The sequence below is a fragment of the Petroclostridium sp. X23 genome, from assembly GCF_030013905.1.
Lineage (GTDB): Bacteria > Bacillota > Clostridia > SK-Y3 > SK-Y3 > X23.
In genome coordinates this window covers 1,461,833-1,480,895 of sequence record NZ_CP124862.1, presented here as the reverse complement: position 1 = coordinate 1,480,895, position 19,063 = coordinate 1,461,833, and the positions used below count along the sequence as shown (strand labels likewise).

General features: G+C 41.9%; 18 protein-coding genes. All 18 read left to right on the top strand.

What is annotated here, in order from left to right; genetic code table 11:
- Nucleotides 1-194 precede the first annotated feature (194 nt).
- Entirely contained in the window at nucleotides 195-947 is a 753-nt protein-coding gene (locus tag QKW49_RS07270; RefSeq protein ID WP_282866871.1) for a PTS sugar transporter subunit IIC, read from the top strand.
- Nucleotides 944-1,792, top strand: coding sequence for a PTS system mannose/fructose/sorbose family transporter subunit IID (locus QKW49_RS07265; protein ID WP_282866870.1), 849 nt, complete (start codon nucleotides 944-946; stop codon nucleotides 1,790-1,792). The genes QKW49_RS07270 and QKW49_RS07265 overlap by 4 nt, the downstream gene beginning before the upstream one ends.
- Before the next feature lie 188 nt (nucleotides 1,793-1,980).
- Complete coding sequence (locus tag QKW49_RS07260) at nucleotides 1,981-2,814, top strand: transketolase (protein WP_282866869.1); 834 nt, start codon at nucleotides 1,981-1,983, stop codon at nucleotides 2,812-2,814.
- A gap of 36 nt (nucleotides 2,815-2,850) precedes the next feature.
- Nucleotides 2,851-3,816: a transketolase C-terminal domain-containing protein gene (locus QKW49_RS07255; RefSeq protein WP_282866868.1), complete on the top strand. Its 966-nt coding sequence runs from the start codon at nucleotides 2,851-2,853 to the stop codon at nucleotides 3,814-3,816.
- A 48-nt stretch (nucleotides 3,817-3,864) separates the two neighbouring features.
- Nucleotides 3,865-4,902, top strand: coding sequence for a zinc-binding dehydrogenase (locus QKW49_RS07250; RefSeq protein WP_282866867.1), 1,038 nt, complete (start codon nucleotides 3,865-3,867; stop codon nucleotides 4,900-4,902).
- A gap of 71 nt (nucleotides 4,903-4,973) precedes the next feature.
- Nucleotides 4,974-7,709: a molybdopterin-dependent aldehyde oxidoreductase gene (locus QKW49_RS07245; protein WP_282868084.1), complete on the top strand. Its 2,736-nt coding sequence runs from the start codon at nucleotides 4,974-4,976 to the stop codon at nucleotides 7,707-7,709.
- A gap of 113 nt (nucleotides 7,710-7,822) precedes the next feature.
- Nucleotides 7,823-10,150: a pyridine nucleotide-disulfide oxidoreductase/dicluster-binding protein gene (locus QKW49_RS07240; RefSeq protein ID WP_282866866.1), complete on the top strand. Its 2,328-nt coding sequence runs from the start codon at nucleotides 7,823-7,825 to the stop codon at nucleotides 10,148-10,150.
- 1 nt (nucleotide 10,151) lies between these two features.
- Nucleotides 10,152-10,358 (top strand): DVU_1557 family redox protein, encoded by a 207-nt coding sequence (locus QKW49_RS07235; RefSeq protein WP_282866865.1) that lies wholly within the window; start codon nucleotides 10,152-10,154, stop codon nucleotides 10,356-10,358.
- A gap of 41 nt (nucleotides 10,359-10,399) precedes the next feature.
- Nucleotides 10,400-11,422 carry a molybdopterin-binding protein gene (locus QKW49_RS07230; RefSeq protein WP_282866864.1) on the top strand — a complete coding sequence of 341 codons (1,023 nt, stop codon included), beginning with the start codon at nucleotides 10,400-10,402 and terminating at the stop codon, nucleotides 11,420-11,422.
- Between the two features lie 23 nt (nucleotides 11,423-11,445).
- Complete coding sequence (gene trsM, locus QKW49_RS07225) at nucleotides 11,446-12,165, top strand: DVU_1556 family methyltransferase (RefSeq protein ID WP_282866863.1); 720 nt, start codon at nucleotides 11,446-11,448, stop codon at nucleotides 12,163-12,165.
- Between the two features lie 32 nt (nucleotides 12,166-12,197).
- The gene (locus QKW49_RS07220) at nucleotides 12,198-12,587 is read left to right on the top strand and encodes a C-GCAxxG-C-C family protein (RefSeq protein WP_282866862.1); all 390 of its coding nucleotides are present in this window, start codon (nucleotides 12,198-12,200) and stop codon (nucleotides 12,585-12,587) included.
- The gene (gene trsS, locus QKW49_RS07215) at nucleotides 12,587-13,972 is read left to right on the top strand and encodes a radical SAM (seleno)protein TrsS (protein ID WP_282866861.1); all 1,386 of its coding nucleotides are present in this window, start codon (nucleotides 12,587-12,589) and stop codon (nucleotides 13,970-13,972) included. The genes QKW49_RS07220 and trsS overlap by 1 nt, the downstream gene beginning before the upstream one ends.
- A 6-nt stretch (nucleotides 13,973-13,978) precedes the next feature.
- The gene (locus QKW49_RS07210) at nucleotides 13,979-15,061 is read left to right on the top strand and encodes an XdhC/CoxI family protein (protein WP_282866860.1); all 1,083 of its coding nucleotides are present in this window, start codon (nucleotides 13,979-13,981) and stop codon (nucleotides 15,059-15,061) included.
- Nucleotides 15,062-15,127: 66 nt separating this feature from the next.
- Nucleotides 15,128-16,237 (top strand): M28 family metallopeptidase, encoded by a 1,110-nt coding sequence (locus tag QKW49_RS07205; protein ID WP_282866859.1) that lies wholly within the window; start codon nucleotides 15,128-15,130, stop codon nucleotides 16,235-16,237.
- Nucleotides 16,238-16,259: 22 nt separating this feature from the next.
- Nucleotides 16,260-16,979 carry a flavodoxin family protein gene (locus tag QKW49_RS07200; RefSeq protein ID WP_282866858.1) on the top strand — a complete coding sequence of 240 codons (720 nt, stop codon included), beginning with the start codon at nucleotides 16,260-16,262 and terminating at the stop codon, nucleotides 16,977-16,979.
- A gap of 17 nt (nucleotides 16,980-16,996) precedes the next feature.
- The gene (locus tag QKW49_RS07195) at nucleotides 16,997-17,935 is read left to right on the top strand and encodes a DUF1177 domain-containing protein (protein WP_282866857.1); all 939 of its coding nucleotides are present in this window, start codon (nucleotides 16,997-16,999) and stop codon (nucleotides 17,933-17,935) included.
- Between the two features lie 75 nt (nucleotides 17,936-18,010).
- Nucleotides 18,011-18,679, top strand: coding sequence for a hypothetical protein (locus QKW49_RS07190; RefSeq protein ID WP_282866856.1), 669 nt, complete (start codon nucleotides 18,011-18,013; stop codon nucleotides 18,677-18,679).
- 37 nt (nucleotides 18,680-18,716) lie between these two features.
- Nucleotides 18,717-19,052: a cupin domain-containing protein gene (locus QKW49_RS07185; protein ID WP_282866855.1), complete on the top strand. Its 336-nt coding sequence runs from the start codon at nucleotides 18,717-18,719 to the stop codon at nucleotides 19,050-19,052.
- The last annotated feature ends 11 nt before the right edge of the window (nucleotides 19,053-19,063 follow it).

The following is a 19,063-nucleotide window of genomic DNA, read 5'->3' as shown; positions in this document are numbered from 1 at the left end:
CTGTGGTAGGAGGCATCGATGATTTGCAATATGGATATACATAGGTATGTTTGATGTCGCATTGAAATTCCAAGAAATCACAATACATTTGAAAAAAACAAAAAAATACTAATGAAGTTCTTCTTACGATTTTATGAAAAGTAAAAACTTGAGATTGATAGGACGCTAAAAAATATTTTTATGGAGGCGGAAAAATGAGCTTTATAGTGGCAATGTTTACGGGATTGTGGTATTGGATAGCGCAAAGTAAGATTGGCTACACTTTTCATGCAATAATGGCTCAGCCCATTGTAATGGCTTTGCCAATTGGAATGTTGATGGGAGATGTTCCAATGGCTATGAAAATAGGCGCTAGTATTGAAATGGTATATTTGGGAATGGTGGCTGCAGGGGCTAATATTCCGGCTGATGAATGTCTGGCGGGAGTCATTGCAATACCTATCGCTTTAAAGAGCGGCATTGATCCGGAAACGGCTGTGGTTTTAGCAGTACCATTTGGATTACTCGGGGTTTTTCAAGATCAGATCAGAAGAACATTACACGCATCTTTTGCACATAAGGCAGATAAATATGCTTTGGAAGGAAATGATAAAGGAATAGAGAGGTGTGCAATTCTGTTTCCTATGCTACTAGGTTTTCTTTTAAGGTTTCCTCTTGTATTTGCAGCGAATTTGTTTGGCGGAGAAGTTGTTCAAAATATTATTCAAACAATCCCCACTTGGATTATGCATGGCTTAAGCGTGGCCGGAGGTGTTCTGCCGGCATTGGGATTCGCAATTACCGTTTTTATTATCGGTAAGAAAACATACATCCCATATTTTATCGTTGGATTCTTTGTTGTTAAATACTTAGGCGTGAATATCATGGCTTCCGCTATATTTGGCACATGCATAGCGTTATTGACTGTATTTATGAGAAGAGAAGCTTTAGGAGGTGAAAGTGCGTGAGTGATGTCTTAATAAAGGATGAGGTAAAGGCAGGTAACGATTCGACCTTAACGAAAAAAGATATCAATAAGGCATATTTTCGTTGGTACATAGGTTGTGAGGTTTCGAATTCTTATGAGAGAATGCAGGCCGTTGCGTTCTGCTACAGTATGATCCCTGTTTTAAAGAAGCTTTATAAAGAAAAAAAAGAATATTGCGCTGCTTTATGCAGACATCTTAATTTCTTTAATTCTCAAGGAACATGGGGAACGCCCATTCATGGTATTACAATAGCGATGGAAGAACAGAAAGCCAAAGGAGAGAAAATATCGGAAGCTACGATAGCAAGTGTTAAGACCGGACTAATGGGCCCTCTTGCAGGGATCGGAGATACAATCGATTGGGGAACCTTAAAGACGATCATTTATGGTCTTGCAGTAACATTCGGAATGAGCGGAAGTATATTGGGTTCTTTTATTCCGGTAATATTTATGGTTATTACATTAGTGATTGGGAACCTCTTATGGAATTTAGGCTACTCGGTTGGTAAGGAGTCAGTAAGATCAATTTTAGAAGCCGGTTGGATCAAAGAGTTAATAATGGGTACAAGTATCCTGGGGCTATTTATGATGGGCTCATTATCTGCATCCTATGTTAAGCTTAGTATTCCTTTAACATTAACCATTGCAAAAGGTAATGAAGTGGGGCTTCAAAGCATGTTGGACAGTATTGTTCCCGGTATTTTGCCACTTTCGGTTGTGTTTGGGTTGTATTACATTCTAAAGAAAAGAAAGCAGAATTATGGGCTGATTTCATTGGCGATTGTTTTAATATCCATATTAGGGTCCTTAATCGGAATATTCTAAGAAATATAAGACATCGGCCGCTTTCGTTGACGTACTAGTTCATTTCAACCCTAATAATAACAGATGAAAAAATCCAGCATATTAAATGATCCTATCGGTACAAAGCAATGAAATATAGGAGATTTTAAATATGCTGGAGTTCAAATAAATATTGTATCAAAGAAATAAGTAAAAAAAGGAGAGATCATATGCTTAATGAAACGGAATTAAAACAATTAATAAATTTTGCTGTAGATATCAGGATAGAAACTGTGCAGCAAATGGGTAATTTAGGGTTTGGGCATCTTGGGGGAGCAATGAGTATTGCGGACCTAATTGCAGTTCTTTATGGAAAAGTAATGAAATACAATCCTGACAACCCTGAATGGGAAGGCAGAGATTATCTTGTATTAAGCAAAGGACATGCAGGCCCTGCATTATATTCGGCACTTGCGCTAAAGAGATTTTTCCCTAAGGAAGACCTTGTGACGCTGAATACGCCGGGCACGAAATTGCCGAGCCACTGCGATATGACAAAAACAAAAGGGATTGATATGACGACGGGTTCACTGGGACAAGGGGCATCTTTAGCCGTTGGACTAGCTCTTGGGCATAAGCTAAAAAATATGAGCAATTATACTTACTTGATATTAGGTGATGGGGAATGCCAGGAAGGGCAAGTTTGGGAGGCTGTTATGTTTGCCGGTCATAAAAAACTTGATAATCTGATTACTTTTATCGATTCCAATAAAATGCAGATAGACGGATCTGTTGAGGAGATGTGCAAATTAGAAGATTTTTGCACAAAATTCAAGGATTTCGGGTGGTATGCTCAGAGAGTAGACGGGCATGATTGCACCGCCATCTATGAAGCCATTGAAGATGCAAAGAAGAATCCGGAAGGAAAACCTTCTGTCATCGTAATGGATACAATAAAAGCCAAAGGCTGCACCTTCGCCTTGAGTATTCCTAATCATCATATGGTTGTGCCGATGGAAGATGCAAAACAGGCAGTGGAGGAATTAAAAAAAGCTTACGTATAAGAATGAATAGACTCTAAAACAGAAAGGTGAGGTTTTATGAATATTGTATTAGACAGTGAGAATAGAGTTGAAGAATTGAATATGAAGGATAAATATGCCGAAGCAATGATAGAACTGGCTGAAAAGGATAAGAATGTATTAGCCTTTGATGCTGATTTGCTGGCTGCAATAGGGATGTTCGCTTTTAGGGAAAAATTCCCTGAAAGGACCATTGATGTAGGAATACAAGAAGCCAATATGTGCGGCGTAGCGGCAGGTATGGCAAAATTAGGATTTATACCCTATATTCATACATTTGGGGCTTTTGCGTCCAGGAGAATGTACGATCAGATTTTCATGTCAGGCTCGTATTCGAAATCCAATCTGAAAATAATCGGAAGTGACCCGGGTATTGCTGCGGAATACAATGGCGGAACGCATGCCGCGATGGAAGATATGGCCCTTATGAGAGCGCTGCCCGGTATGACTTTAATAGATATTACCGATACGGTCATGTTAAAGGATATCATGGCACAGATCAAGGATATCTATGGGATGTTTTATCTGAGAGTCATAAGGAAATCTGTGAATAAAGTATATAAAGAAGGCTCTACCTTTGATATAGGCAAAGCGGTAACCATCAGTGAGGGCAAAGACGTTACCATCATAGCTGCCGGATATTGTGTAAGCGAAGCCATTAAAGCTGCAAAAATGTTGGAAGAGAAGAATATTTCCGCAAGGGTTCTCGACATGTTTACTATTAAACCTATAGATAAAGAGGCCATCATAAAAGCAGCTAAAGAAACCGGGGCCATCGTAACTGCCGAAAATCATAATATTTTAAATGGATTGGGATCTGCCGTAGCAGATGTGCTTGTTGAAAATGCACCGGTACCGATGGAAAAGATCGGTGTTCAAGATATTTTTGGTGAAGTCGGCCCTATGAGTTACTTGAGTGAAAGATTTGAATTGAATGCAAAGTATATTGCTGCAAAGTGTGAAAAAGCAATCGCGAGAAAATAAGGGAGGCCGGCGTAATAACGGCACAAGGATAGAGTTAGGAGGGTATCTATGAGATGTCTGGTTGTAAATGACAAAGGTGAACTGTCCGTTGCAAATACCGAGAAGCCGAAATACAGTGATTATCAAGCGCTTGTAAAAGTTGAGAGTTGTGGCATATGCAACGGTACCGATATGAAAATAATTCATGGAAATTTCAAGGGATTTAATACCTATCCTGCGATATTGGGACATGAAGGTGTCGGAACAGTGATTGAGAAAGGCAAGAAGGTAAGAAATTTTGATATTGGTGACTATGTTATGCAGCCTCTGCTTTTTGAACCTATTGATGGATACTATCCGGGGTATGGCGGCTTCGCCGAATACGCAATCGTAGGTGATTGGGAAGCGTTGATTGAAGACGGAGTGTCCCCCGAGGACCCGGATTATAATATGGCTTATATTACCAATCAAAAAATTCCCATGGATTTTGACCCTGTATCGTCAACCATGATCATCACCTTTAAAGAAGTACTAAGTGCAATGAAAAATTTCGGTTTTACTTCAGGAAAGAGTCTGGTGGTTTATGGTTCGGGACCTGTCGGTCTTTGTTTTATAAAATTTGCAAAGTTAATGGGAATGGGTCCGGTGATTGTACTGGACATTGTTGATGAAAAAGTTGAATACGCAAAAAAAATGGGTGCAGATTATGCATTTAACAGTACAAAGATAGATGTGGCGGAAGAAGTAAGGCGCATTTGCAAGGATGGCTGTGACTTTACGGTAGATGCTGTCGGTATTAATGCGTTATTGAATCAGGCAATGGAATTAATCAAACCTTCAGGCACAATGTGTGTGTACGGCATATCTCCAAAGCTTGGTATGGAAATCGATTGGAGTAAGGCACCGTATAACTGGCAGGTGAAATTTATACAATGGCCGGAAATTGAAGACGCTGCCGAAGTGCATGAGCAGATTGTCGACTGGGTCAAAGAAGGAGTGCTTGACCCCAAGGATTATATATCCCATGTGATTGATTTTGACCATATTATTGAAGCCTATGATCTAGTGGCGCAGAGAAAAGCCAATAAAATCGCTATAAAGTTCTAAAGAAAAGTTTTATGGAAAAATCATATAAGCATTTTATGATTTTTCCAAGTTGAGAGGAGAATTTTTACATGATTCTTAGGAAGGAATTAATGGTTAACGGACAGCCAACTACGGTCATTGTTGAACCCGATGCAAAACTTTCCGATGTAATAAGAAAACAGCTGCGGCTTACAGGAACAAAAGTAGGCTGCGGAAATGGGCAATGCGGGGCATGCTCGGTTATCATGAATAAAAAGGTCGTACGTTCCTGTACTTTAAAAATGAAGCATGTACCGGATGGTGCTGAAATTACTACTATCGAGGGAGTGGGAACACCTGAAAAACTTCATCCTTTGCAGCTTGCATGGATGGTTCACGGAGGAGCTCAGTGCGGTTTTTGTTCACCGGGATTTATTGTTTCATCCAAAGCACTTTTAGACCAGAATATTAATCCAACCAGGCAGGATGTAAGGGATTGGTTTCAGAAGCACCGCAACGCCTGCAGATGTACCGGATATCTCCCGCTAGTGAATGCCGTCACGGATGCCGCAAGGGTGTTAAGAGGCGAGATTACGATGGAAGAGCTTGATTTCAAAATGCCGGAAGACGGAAGGGTATTTGGCACTTCCTATATACGCCCTTCTGCGTTGGCCAAAGTAACAGGAACTTGTGATTACGGAGCGGATTTGGGATTAAAATTGCCGGAAGGGACGCTGCACATGGCATTGGTTCAAGCAAAGGTATCGCATGCGAATATTATTTCCATTGATACCTCTGAAGCCGAAAAGATGCCGGGGGTTGCAAAGGTTGTTACGCATAAGGATATCAAAGGCACCAACCGTATATTCGGATTGCTGTGCTTCCCGTGGAATAAGGGTGACGGATATGACCGGCCGATCCTTTGTGATAAGAAGATATTCCAATACGGCGATGCCATCGCGATCGTATGCGCCGATACGATTGAACAAGCAAAGGCTGCAGCAGAAAAAGTAAAAGTAGAAATAGAAGAATTACCTGCTTATATGAATGCAAGGGAAGCCGCAGCAGAAGATGCAATAGAAATTCATCCGGGAACGCCTAATGTATTCTTTGAGCAGCCCACCGTTAAAGGTGAGGATACAAAACCCCTCATGGAGAATGCAGATGTTGTTATTGAGCGGGAATATTACCTCCAACGGCAGCCACACTTGGTGCTGGAGCCTGATGTAGGATTCGCCTATATCGGAGAAGATGATATGCTTACCATTCAGTCAAAGAGCATTGCCCTTTATATGCACAGTTTTATGATTGCAGATGGTATAGGGGTGCCTTTAAATAAATTAAGGCTGATTCAGAATTATGCAGGTGCGACTTTCGGTTATAAGCTTAGTCCAACCAATGAAGCATTAGTAGGGGTTGCTGCTATTGCGACAGGAAAACCTGTTTTCCTCCAATATGATATGTATCAGCAGATCACTTATACCGGCAAACGCTCGCCTGCCTTTGGAACGCTTAAACTAGGTGCATCAAAAACAGGAGAATTGCTGGGACTGGAATATGATTATCTTCAGGACCATGGTGCCTATTCCGAATTAGGTGATGCGCTTTGTGTTCGTGCAAATTCTTTCATAGGTTCAGGTTATAAACTGCCTAACATCAGAGGGATTACAAGAGAGACATTTACAAACCATGCTTTCGGTTCCGCATTCCGTGCTTTTGGTGCTCCGCAAAGCTTTATGTGCTGGGAGAGCATTATGGATGAAATGGCTGAGGCGCTGGGCATGGATCCGTTCGAGTTCAGGTATAAAAACCTGTACAGGCCGGGGGATACGACGCCTACCGGTGCAACACCCGATTGTTTTCCTTTTGTTGAACTGTTTGATAAACTGCGTCCCGAGTATCAAGCTGCTCTTGAAAGATGCAGGAAGGATGATAGAACAGATAAGAAACGTGGCGTAGGCGTATCTATCGGTATATACAGTGTAGGGAATGACAGCTCCGATACATCTGAAGCTGCGGTAGAATTAAATGAGGACAATACGGTGACTGTATTCAATACATGGGAAGATCATGGACAGGGGGCTGATATGGGTACATTGGCAGTTGCTCACGAAGCATTGCGCCCTCTCAAGCTAAAACCGGAGCAGATCCGATTATGCATGAATGACACGGCGAAATGTCCTGACAGTGGTGCGGCAGGAGGAAGCAGAAGTCAGTTGCTGACCGGAAATGCCATCGCAGATGCTTGTGACAAGCTTCTTAAGGCAATGAGGAAGGAAACAGGCGAATACAGAACTTATACGGAAATGGTTGAAGAAGGCATACTTCTAAAGTATACAGGCTCCTATGCCACCACAAGTTTTTGTACCACCCTTGACGAAAAAACGGGTCAATTCTCGCCGTATGTTGCCTATCTGTATTCAGCGTATGTGACGGAGGTTGAAGTAGATGTGAATACCGGAAAGACTACAGTACTGAAAATGACGATAGCCTCCGACTTTGGTACCATATGCAACAAGCTGGTAGTAGACGGACAGATATATGGCGCGGTACAGCAGGGAATCGGTCTTGCATTGAGTGAGGATTTCGAAGATATTCATAAGCATATTTCTCTTATCGCATGCGGCTTTCCGTATATTAAAGATGTGCCTGACGATATTCAAATTATCTATACCGAAACGCCTAGAGAGCATGGGTACAAAGGTGTGTCCGGCTGCGGTGAAGCGCCTCTTGCAGGACCGCATGTTTCCATTGTAAATGCAATATACAATGCTTGCGGGGTTAGAATACGCCATTTGCCTGCAACACCTGAGAAAGTATTGGAAGCCCTCAAGAACCAATCAAAGTAATTGGTTGATTATATAAAATACCTTGATTTGTTATCTGCTTGGTATATGTTGCATCCAAAAATGAGGGGTGCAACATATGCTTTTATTGCAGTAGTGTAAAGGGGTAAAACCATATGGAACGTAACAATATAAGTGATTTTGAAGAAAAGTGCATACAAGAACATTCACCGGCCTGTACAGCAAGCTGTCCTGTCCATGTGGATGTGAAGAAAATGAATGCTCAAATCAAAGCAGGAAACTTTAATGAAGCATTAAAGACCTTTTGTGCCAGCGTTCCTTTTCCAAGGATTATCAGTAGAATTTGCGACCATCCATGTGAATCTTCATGCAAAAGAAATGAGATAGATGCAGGACTAAACATTTCTCTGCTTGAAAAGACTTGTTTGGAATATGGCGAGGTGCCCGAACGGCGAAAGGGTTTTTATCAGAAAAAGGACCGTAAAGTGGCGGTAATAGGTTCCGGTTTAAATGGATTGACAGCCGCTCTGTTTCTGGCAGAAAAGGGTTATATGGTATCGGTTATTGAGAAGAGTGATAGGGTAGGACATGAGATATGGGATATATCTGATAAGATCCTACCCAAACACCTGATTTTAGATGACTTTAAAATATTCAACGGTATGCGTGTTGAGTTTAGATATAACACAGAGATAAAAGACATCGCAGCTTTTAAAGAGGTATGCGATCAGTATGACGCGGTTTATATATCAAGAGGAGAAAAACTAATACACCCGTTGGGTCAGGAAATAGAAGATGCCGGTAATATAATGGTTGGCAACGGTACTTTCCAGACCGGCCATCCGAAGGTGTTTGCGGGGGCAGGGTTACAATCGGCTCCGAATAAGATTTCCCCCATTACGGATATTTCGGAGGGAAAAAGGGCAGCTGTTTCGATAGACCGGTTTATTCAGAAAGTATCTCTGACTGCTTCAAGAGGGCATGAAGGTGCATATATCACAAAAATGGTTACAAAGATAACAAGAATAAAAAACATGCCGGTTGTTATTCCTTCAAATACAGACATGGGATATGTACAGGAAGAGGCGATGCGCGAGGCAGGCCGCTGCATACAATGCAGCTGTCTGGAATGCGTAAAAGCCTGCAAATATCTTGAGCATTATGGGAAATATCCCAAGAAATATATTAGAGAAATATCTAATAATTTTAACATTCTTGTAGGAAAGAAGACTGCTAAAGAGCTGATCAATTCATGCAATATGTGCGGACTGTGCGGCGAGATATGCCCTAACGCATTAGATATGGCTGAAGTAAATCAGATTGCAAAAGAATCGGCAGTAAAAAACGGACATATGCCTCCGGCTATCCATGATTTTCCGATCCGCGACATGTTATTTAGCAATAGCAGTAGATTTGCTTTGAAAAAACATCAGCCGGGATTCGAAAAAAGTAAGTTTGTTTTTTATCCGGGATGCCAGTTAAGTGCTCTTGAACCTTTGTATGTGAACCAATTATACAGCGATCTGATCAACATACTGCAAGGCGGTGTCGGTTTGCTGCTCGGATGCTGCGGTGCTCCGGCTAAATGGTCCGGAAGAAGTGAGCTCTTCATGCATGTGATGGACAGATTCTATGAAGATTGGCTGGGATTTGGCAAACCGGAAGTCTTATGTGCCTGCTCTACTTGCAAACAGATGATAAAAGGCAGCTACCCGCAAATACCGGTAACTTCAGTCTGGGAAGTATTTGGCCGATATGGCTTGCCGGGTAAGTCTTTGCACACCGATACGGTGGTTTCTGTACATGACCCTTGTACGGCAAGATATGCACTTGAGGAGCATCAAGCAGTACGAAGCATATTGGAGCAATTGGGATATAGTATCAGCGAACTGGAATTCAGTAAGCAAAAAACCAAGTGCTGCGGGTATGGAGGATTAACCGCATATGCGAACCCCGGATTGACTGAAAAAGTAATACAGCAAAGGATACAGGAAAACAGTAATGATTATGTGACCTATTGCATTAACTGCAGAGATTATTTTACTTCCAAGGGTAAGAACGCATGGCATATATTGGATCTGATTTATCATAATACCGGAAAAATAGTCAAGCACCAAAAGAGGGTAGGATATTCGCAAAGGCAGGAAAACAGAATGAAATTAAAGGAGAAAATGCTGCGGGAAAGGTGGAGAGAGGCAATGAGCCTGCAATGCCAGGATTATGAAAGTATTAAGCTTCATATACCGGAAGAAGTGATGGCGATGATAGATGAGCGGCTGATCTTAATAGAAGATATTCAAAAGACCATCTACTATGCCGAGACTACCGGGAACAAGGTTTATAACTCTAATAGCAATCATTTTACGGCACATTATAAGCCTCAAATTATCACGTACTGGGTGGAATATGGCATAGAAAATGAAAAATACCGTATTTATAACGCATACAGCCATCGTTTAGAAATTATTGAGGATGTGAATTGAAATGAAGGAAAGAGAAGAAGGGGCACATCAAATTATTTGTGCAAAATGTAATGTTCCTTTGAAAAAAGGAAAAGTGCATATCACATACCTTGGAAATACTTTTCCCGCTGAATTGCCAAGATGTCCTTCCTGCGGTATGGTGCATGTCGATGAAAGTACGGCTGTAGGTAAAATGGCAGAGATTGAAAAAAACTTGGAAGGTAAATGAACAATAAACATTAAAGCGGTCAAAGCGGAGGTTGTTTTCGGATGAAGAAAGTAAAAGTACAAGAAGCTGTTGGAGCGATATTATGCCATGATATGACAAAGATCATTCCGGGAGAGTTTAAAGGAAGGGCATTCAAAAAAGGCCATATTATTACTGAAGAAGATATTCCGGAACTATTAAATATAGGGAAGGAGCACATATATATATGGGAAAAAAAAGAACATCAGGCACATGAAGATGAGGCTGCCACATATATTGCAGAGAAAGTTGCGGGTGCAGGACTGAGATTAACAGCGCCTTGTAATGGAAGGGTAGATCTGATTGCCGATTATGAAGGTATGCTGGTGATAGATGAAGAACTGCTTTTTAATATCAATATGGTTGATGAAATTGTAGTTGCCTCACTAAATAACAAAAGATGGGTTAAGAAAGATGATGTGATCGCAGGAATTAGGGTGATCCCTATTGTAATAGAAAAAGAAAACCTATTTAAAGTGGGTAGATATTGTGAGTTAAAGAAAGTCCTCACAATAAAGCCTTTCAGGCCCTTGTCGGTGGGCATTGTTACCACAGGCAGTGAGGTTTATTCCGGTAGGATCGTTGATAAGTTTGGACCGATAGTAGAACAGAAGGTGAGAGGGTTTGGATGTGTAGTAAAGCAGAAGACAATTCTGCCCGATGACGATGGAAAGATATGTGATGCAGTCAAGGGGATGGTCCAAGAAGGAGTGGAGATGGTAGTGGTCACGGGAGGAATGTCTGTCGATCCTGATGATGTTACCCCCGCGGGTATTAAAAAGACAGGTGCAAATATAGTAACTTATGGTGCACCGGTCCTTCCAGGGTCAATGATACTCATCGCTTATCTGGACGGAGTCCCGGTGCTGGGTTTGCCAGGATGTGTTATGTATGATAGGACGACAATCTTCGATTTGATACTCCCTATGATTCTAGCAAAAAAGGAAATAACCAAAAAGGATATTGTGAAATTCGGTATGGGAGGATTATGCCGCAAGTGTAGAATCTGCCGTTATCCGGAATGCTCCTTTGGTACAGGTGCATAGACAGAATAGACAGGAGAAGTCGTATGAACAATCCTATTCCTTGTAATATATATGAAAATCCAAAGGCCATAGAACTTTTTGGAATAACGTTAAGACCGGGTGGCTATCACATCACTAAAAGAGCTGCTGATTTCTGCGGTCTTGAAGCAGGTTCGAGGGTGCTTGATATAGGCTGCGGTGTCGGAGCAAGCGTTGAATATCTTATCAATCATTACGGTATCCATGCTATGGGTATTGACAACTCCAAAGGAATGCTGCGTATAGGCAGGAAGAGAAATTGCAGCATACCTATCATGTACGGTAGGGCGGAAGGCACGGTTTTCCCGAGTGAAACAATGGATGCCGTCCTTTGCGAATGTACATTGTCTCATGTAGATAACATCGGTAGGGTTTTAGGTGAATGCAGCCGCATATTGAAAAGAAACGGGTATCTAATTTTAAGTGATCTATATATGCGCAAAGCAGAGAGTGTATCGATAGATATTAATGCTGTTAGCAGTATAGCAGGAATACTGACAAAAGAAGAATTGTATGCCTGCGTTCAAAACATGGGGTTTAAAATCCGATTATTTGAGGATCATTCAAAGACACTTATTGATGTGCTGTGCAGTATTATTTTCAAGTACGGATCTATGGCGGACTTTTACAGACAGACAGGATGCAAGAATGAATTTTGTAATGCTGAAACAATATGGACAAAGAAGAAAATAGGGTACTATTTGCTTATTGCAACCAAAAGTTAGGAGAATCTATTGAGTGATTGCGAGGGGTAGGGATGGATGATATTTTAGAGCGTGTAACCGAACTAGCACTTGAAAAATACTGCTGTGCGCAAATCGTTATGGCGATAGGACTGGAGATGTTAGACAAAGACAATCCCGATTTGATCAGAGCAATGAAAGGGATGTGCCATGGCGTATGCACCTACCGGTTCTGTGGTACGCTTGCTGCAGCTGCATGTGTGCTTTCGCTGTATCACGAACATTATTCATCTGTACTGATTCCCGAATTAGTCAGATGGTTTGAAGACAGGTATGGAAGCGTAACCTGCTTTAATATCACGGAAGGGAAAATAGACATGTCCCGCTGTCTTAAAATAACGGCAGATACATGTATGCGTTGTTTTGAGCTTATTGAAGAGAACCGGCTGGTGGGGGATGAGTAATGAATAATCAGGAGAAAGTCATTTATCATACCGAAAGCGTTTGTCCGGTATGTCTTGAACGGATTGATGCATGGTATGTGGAAGAAAATAGGGATATTTATCTTAAGAAGAGATGTTTGGAGCATGGGGATTTTTCAACCATCGTTTGGCGTGGACATGAAGCAAGTAGTTTCTTTTCATGGAAGAAGGAGAAATTGATCCCATATCAGCAAAATGCTATGGCCGCAGTGGATAGAGGATGTCCATATGATTGCGGACTATGTCCGGAGCATAGGCAGCGTACCTGCTGTGTTCTGTTGGAAGTTACAGACCGATGCAATCAGAACTGTAGTTTTTGCTATGCAGATAGCGGTGGGATAACCGAAGACCCATCTTTTGAAACGATAAAAGGATGGTTGGAAATGCTGGCAGAAAGGGGAAAACCATTTCTGCATATCTCGGGGGGAGAGCCGACCGTAAGAGAGGATTTGCCGCAGATCGTAAGCCTTGCGAGGGATATGGGTTTTGAATTTATTCAATTAAATACAAACGGATTACGGTTGGGGCAAGAGCCAGGATACGCCAGAAAACTAAAAGATGCCGGAGTATCGGTTGTATTTATGCAGTTTGATGGAACAAATGATCAAATATTTGAGAAACTCCGCGGAAGGCCTCTTCTGAAAGATAAAGAGGCAGCAATTAAGAATTGTAGTGAATGTTATTTGGGGGTTGTACTGGTACCTACCATTATCCCAGGGATCAATTCTGAAAATATAGGTGAGATATTAAGATACAGTCTCCATAGAATCCCTGATGTTAGAGGGGTGCATTTTCAACCTGTCAGTTACTTCGGTAGGTATCCTAAGCAGCCTGTTGACAGCCGGCGTATGACTTTGCCCGAATTACTGGGGGAAATAGAAAGACAAACCCAAGGTGTCTTTAAAGCAAGCAATTTTGCTCCTTCAAGGTGTGACCATCCGCACTGCGGATTTCACGGTGATTTTGTACTGATGCCGGATGGAAATGTGAGAAGCCTAACACAGCAGTCAAAACAAAAATGCTGCTGCGAGCAAGAAACCATGGGATCTGCTGTTGAAAAAAGCCGTAGTTTTGTATCAAGAAGATGGGTGAGAGAAACACAGGTGCCCGGAACAGATGAAAGATGTTGTAATTCGGGATTTGGTGAGTGGGAAGACTTTATTGCCAGGGTAAAATCACATGGGTTCAGTATTACGGGTATGTTATTCCAAGACTGCTGGAACCTTGATCTCGAAAGACTGAAGGCATGTAGTTTACATGTGCTGGATAAGGATGGAAGAATTATTCCATTCTGTGCTTACAATTTAAGCAACATCGAAGGAAAGCGCCTCTATAGAAGTAGTGGTGATTGGAGGACTTGGAGGTGATATGTGATGAGTGAAAACGTATATGGAAGGCTGGTGGATGTTCTTAATGAAGGCAAAAGGGCTGTTATGCTTACAGATATTGATGCTTCGAATAGTATAGATGCCGGTAGTAATAATAAAATACTTTTCGCGGAAGACAACTTGCAGCAATGTGCTTCAAAGTATTGTGTGGACGGAAGTATTTTAGAAAGTATAAGAAATGCGCTTGTGTCAGGATGTTTGCAATATGTTCCGGGAATAGGGCAGAAGAAATACTTGATAGAGCCGTATTTACCACAGCCGAAGCTTATCGTGTTTGGAGGAGGACATATATCAAAGCCGCTTGTTGAATTTGGTGCTGCAGTTGGTTTTTCCATTACGCTTGTTGATGACAGGATCTCCTTTGCGAATACAAAACGCTTTCCTAAAGCGGAAAAAGTAATTTGTGAGAGTTTTGAAAAAAGCTTTCCGCTATTGACGTTAAATAAAGCCTCCTTTGTGGTGATTGTAACAAGAGGTCACAGATATGATTCGTACTGCCTAAGCAAAGTATTGGAACATGATGTTGCATATATAGGTATGATAGGTTCTAAACGGAAGGTCAGGAGTGCAATGGCACAGCTATTGGAAGAAGGTTTTTCAAAGGAGAAACTGGATAGCGTAAATGCACCCATAGGCATTGATATTGGGGCAGTTACTCCTGAGGAAATAGCTGTAGCAATTATTGCCCAGGTAATAAATTTTAGAAGGCAAAAGGGTTTTGAAAACACACCGAATGCCGGTCTGAAAACGAACTGGGTGGAGTATGACCGCGATGTATTGGAGGTATTAAGCAAGGAGAACGTAGAACCAAAAGCCATTGTGACAGTGATTGCTACAAAAGGCTCAGTACCTAGAAAGGCAGGAGCAAAAATGCTGGTATGGCAGGATGGACGGACAGTAGGAAGCATTGGGGGAGGCTGCAGTGAAGGAGAAGTGATCACAGCTGCCATGAATGTGATCAGGGATAGGTCGGTGGAGTTGAAACATATAGATATGACCGGATATGTTGCCGAGGAAGAGGGGATGGTTTGCGGGGGTATAATGGACGTCATCATTGAGCCATGGTAGGTTGCTAAGGAAGATTAACAAGTTCTGCATTGCAGGATACACAATATTAAACAGGAGGTAGTCATATTGAACATATTAAAGCATCTAGCGGAAGTCATGGGACCTAGAGTGGCAGGAACGCAAGGAGAAGCCCGTGCGGCTGAATTTTTAGCCGGTGAGTTTACAAAACTCGGGTTGGATACAAACGTGCAGGAATTCACATTTCTGAATTGGAATATGAATGAGCCGCCGAGGCTTTGGATAAAAGCACCGGTAGAGAAAGAAATAAAAGTAGCGCCATATACTTATTCACTGTCAACCCCTCCCAATGGGATTGTCGGGAAACTGAAAAAAATCGGTAAGATGTATATTATACCAGGGTATATGGATTGGACAAAATACAGCATCATTGATGAGAACAATACTGAGTTAGGTTGCATTGTGGCCAATCCAAACGGCATGGCAGCACCTATATCAAGCGGAAAATGCACACTGCCGGAAGCATGTGCGGTCATTGGCAAAGATGATGCAAGAGAAATTGACGACTTGTTGGAAAGCGGACAAGAGGTAAAGGTATGTCTCTACAATTCAGGGCACTTTGTGCCTTCCCAATCCAGAAATGTAATAGGGGTACTGGGAGAAGGTCTGCCGCAGGTAGTCGTATGTGCTCATTATGATTCGGTATTCTATGCGCCGGGAGCGGTAGATAATGCTTCAGGCATACAAGTTGTATATAACATCGCAAAGCGTTTTATAGAAGAAGGTAAAATGAATAAGAAAACTATTGCGTTTATTGCGATGGGTTGTGAAGAACCGGGTTTACTGGGTTCAAGATATTATGTCAAATTTCTTAAGGAGCATGGTCTATTAGATCATATCGAATTCTGCGTTAATTTTGATATGGTAGGCAAGGGCGAAAACTTCTTTTTGCGGGCAGGGATGGGGAAAGGCGAATATTTAATGAATATACTCAACGAAAGCAACTTAAAGATTGCCCATGATATAAAGCTTGATACTGCAAAAGCTTCGTCCGACAACTGGCCATTCAATGAAGAAAATATACCCAATGTTCAAGTCGTAGCACTGCCGTTTCCACTGTATCACCAATCGGATGATACGGTTGATCAAATGGACACCAAGATTCTTAGTGAAGCAGAAGAAATAGGATACACATTGATTAAAGAGTTAGTCAGTTAAACTGTAGGGGAGCGTGTTTTATTTGAAAAAAATCAAACTGTTAGCAATATCTGCAAGTCCGCGTAAAGGAAACAGTCAGTATCTACTTGAAAAAGCATTGGAATGCGTATCTGAACTTCCATTCCCGGTTGAGGTACAGACCTATAGCATGCGAGGTAAGAAGATCGGACCTTGTATCGGATGCCTCAAATGCTATGAAAACGGCGGGCAGTGCATACTCAAGGATGACTTTAATGAGCTGCGCGAGATGTGGATTAAGGCAGATGGCATTATTTATTCAAGTCCGGTCTATGTGGTAGGGATACCCGGGCAATTAAAGTGTTTTTACGACAGGTTGCATAATTCTTTTTACGGATATTATGAAGTAACCTCTATGCGGCATATGAAGGCCATCGGCTTTATTACACAAGGTGCATGCATATATGGCGGACAGGAGCTTGCCATGCAGAGCATTATACTGCATGCAACACTCATAAATTCAGTACCGGTTGCTCCTGATGGTTCTCATATTGGTTCAGGAGGTTGGACCGGGGGACGCTTTGATGTGGAGGCTTCGAAAGACAGAGCGGTGGAACAGACGCCGGATGCTTCCATTACTATCGATACCGCCCGAAGTATGGTCAAACGTGTAGTGGAAACTGCTGCAATACTTAAATCGGGTGTTTCAGCCTTATCAAATGTTCTTGAGAAGGATCCGAGATATGTCCCGTTTATAAAGAGAATGAATGAAGAAGAAGCTTAAAGGAGGAGAAAATAAAAATGTGTTTAAGACAGACCATGGAAATTTATGAAGTACTGGATAGTAAATTTGTTGACGGAGAGACCATTGTCAAGATGTTTAAAGACCGCGGCATCCAAGATGCATCGACAAAGCGTTTATATGCTGAAGGCGGTTATACCGATCTCGTCAGTATAACCATTAAAGGAAAAAACGGCAAATCATCGGGAGGTACCGCACCTACCCTTAATATTGCGGGGAGTCTTGGCGGTGTAGGAGGCAGGCCTGCGGTTACGGGCATCGTATCGGATGCCGATGGCGCTTTAGTGGCAATTGCCAGCGGGCTTAAGCTTGCGGATATGCAAAAAAATGGGGACTATACCGACGGCGATATTGTAGTACGTACGACGATTTGTCCGAATGCCCCGACGATGCCTCACGATCCTGTTCCTTTTATGTCCAGTTACGTAGATTTTGTTGAATTGAAGAAGAACATCATTGATGAAACTGCTGATGCTGCTTTGGTGACAGAAACGACAAAAGGGAACAAGGTGCTAAATAACAATGGTTTTGCCATTACTCCGACAGTAAAAGCGGGTTGGGTGTTGAAAGTAAGCAATGACGCCATTGATGTGATGGAGCGTGTAACCGGGAAGAGAGCAATTGTGATTCCTATTACTATGCAGGACATTACACCTGTTTGTGATGATATACATCATCTGAATGGACTGTGTGAGATACCTGCCGGGGTAGCTATGCCGGTGCTTGGTGTAGCAATAACCACAGAAATCCCTGTATCCGGTGCTGCCTCGGGAGCGAGCAGCATTATTGATATGGAGGCAGCAGTGCGTTATTGTGTTGAAATCGCAAAGGATTTCGGAAAAGGTAAATTTAATTTTTATGACAAAGAAGAATTCAACAAGTTGGTGGCTTTCTATGGATCTATGGAACATCTGCAGACCAAAGGAAACCGGTCATAGATACCGGATATTCCACTGTTTGGGATACAGATTTTTAATAAATTAAATTACACATAATTGTATAGGGGGATAAATATGAAACCGGAAATGATAATCATGTTAACTTATAATGATCAAACAGTAAAAAATGCAATGGAAGTATTCAATGAATGTAAGGACCTGCCTGTGAAATGCTGGGGTTTTAAGGATGTTGGCTTACCTATCCCTCAGATGAAAGAGCTTGTTGCTGAAATGAAGAAAAATAATAAAACAACTTTTATGGAGGTAGTATCATATACGGAAGAAGAATGTCTTGCAGGGGCCAAGCTTGCGATAGAATGCGGATTTGATTACCTGATGGGTACAATCTTCTATGACTCTGTCTTTAAATTATTTGAAAACTCATCTACAAAGTATTTGCCTTTCTGCGGCAAAGTAAGTGGAAGTCCAAGTATCTTAGAAGGAACCATTGATGAAATCATCGATGAAGCAAAGAAAATGACTGATAAAGGCGTAGGCGGATTCGATATTCTTGCCTACAGATATGTACAGGGGAATCCTGAGGAATTGGCACAAAGGTTTGTTGAGGAAACCGAGGTTCCTGTATGCGTAGCAGGAAGCATTTCCAGCTTTGACAGGTTGGATAAGGTGAAAGAAATCGCGCCATGGAGTTTTACTATCGGTTCGGCGTTCTTCGATAAAAAATTTGTACCAAACGGTTCTTTCAGAGAGCAGATAGAAAAAGTCATTGAGTACATGGGTTAATTCTTTTGAAAATGATAAAGATAGAGGGGGTAAAAATATGGAGCCGAAAGTAATAAAAGAAAGTGAGGCCCGCGTGTTTCTTGACGGGCAAGAGTTATGCCGTGAATATATTGCGACAGGCAAGATCACCTTCGGAACCTCCACGCTGCTGCCTGGACAGCGGGGAGGTATAGATCCCGGTCATCCGGATTCCCATGAGATATTTTATGTAAGCAGAGGTCACGTAATTATGAATATTGCCGGCGAAAACCAATATTATGAACTAAAAGAAGGGGATATTATCATTATTCCTGAAGGAAAGCCGCATGAATTGACCAATGTAGGTACCGAGAAAGCAATTATTACATGGTCCTGCGCACCTAGTCCGGTATAAGGGGGAGAAGC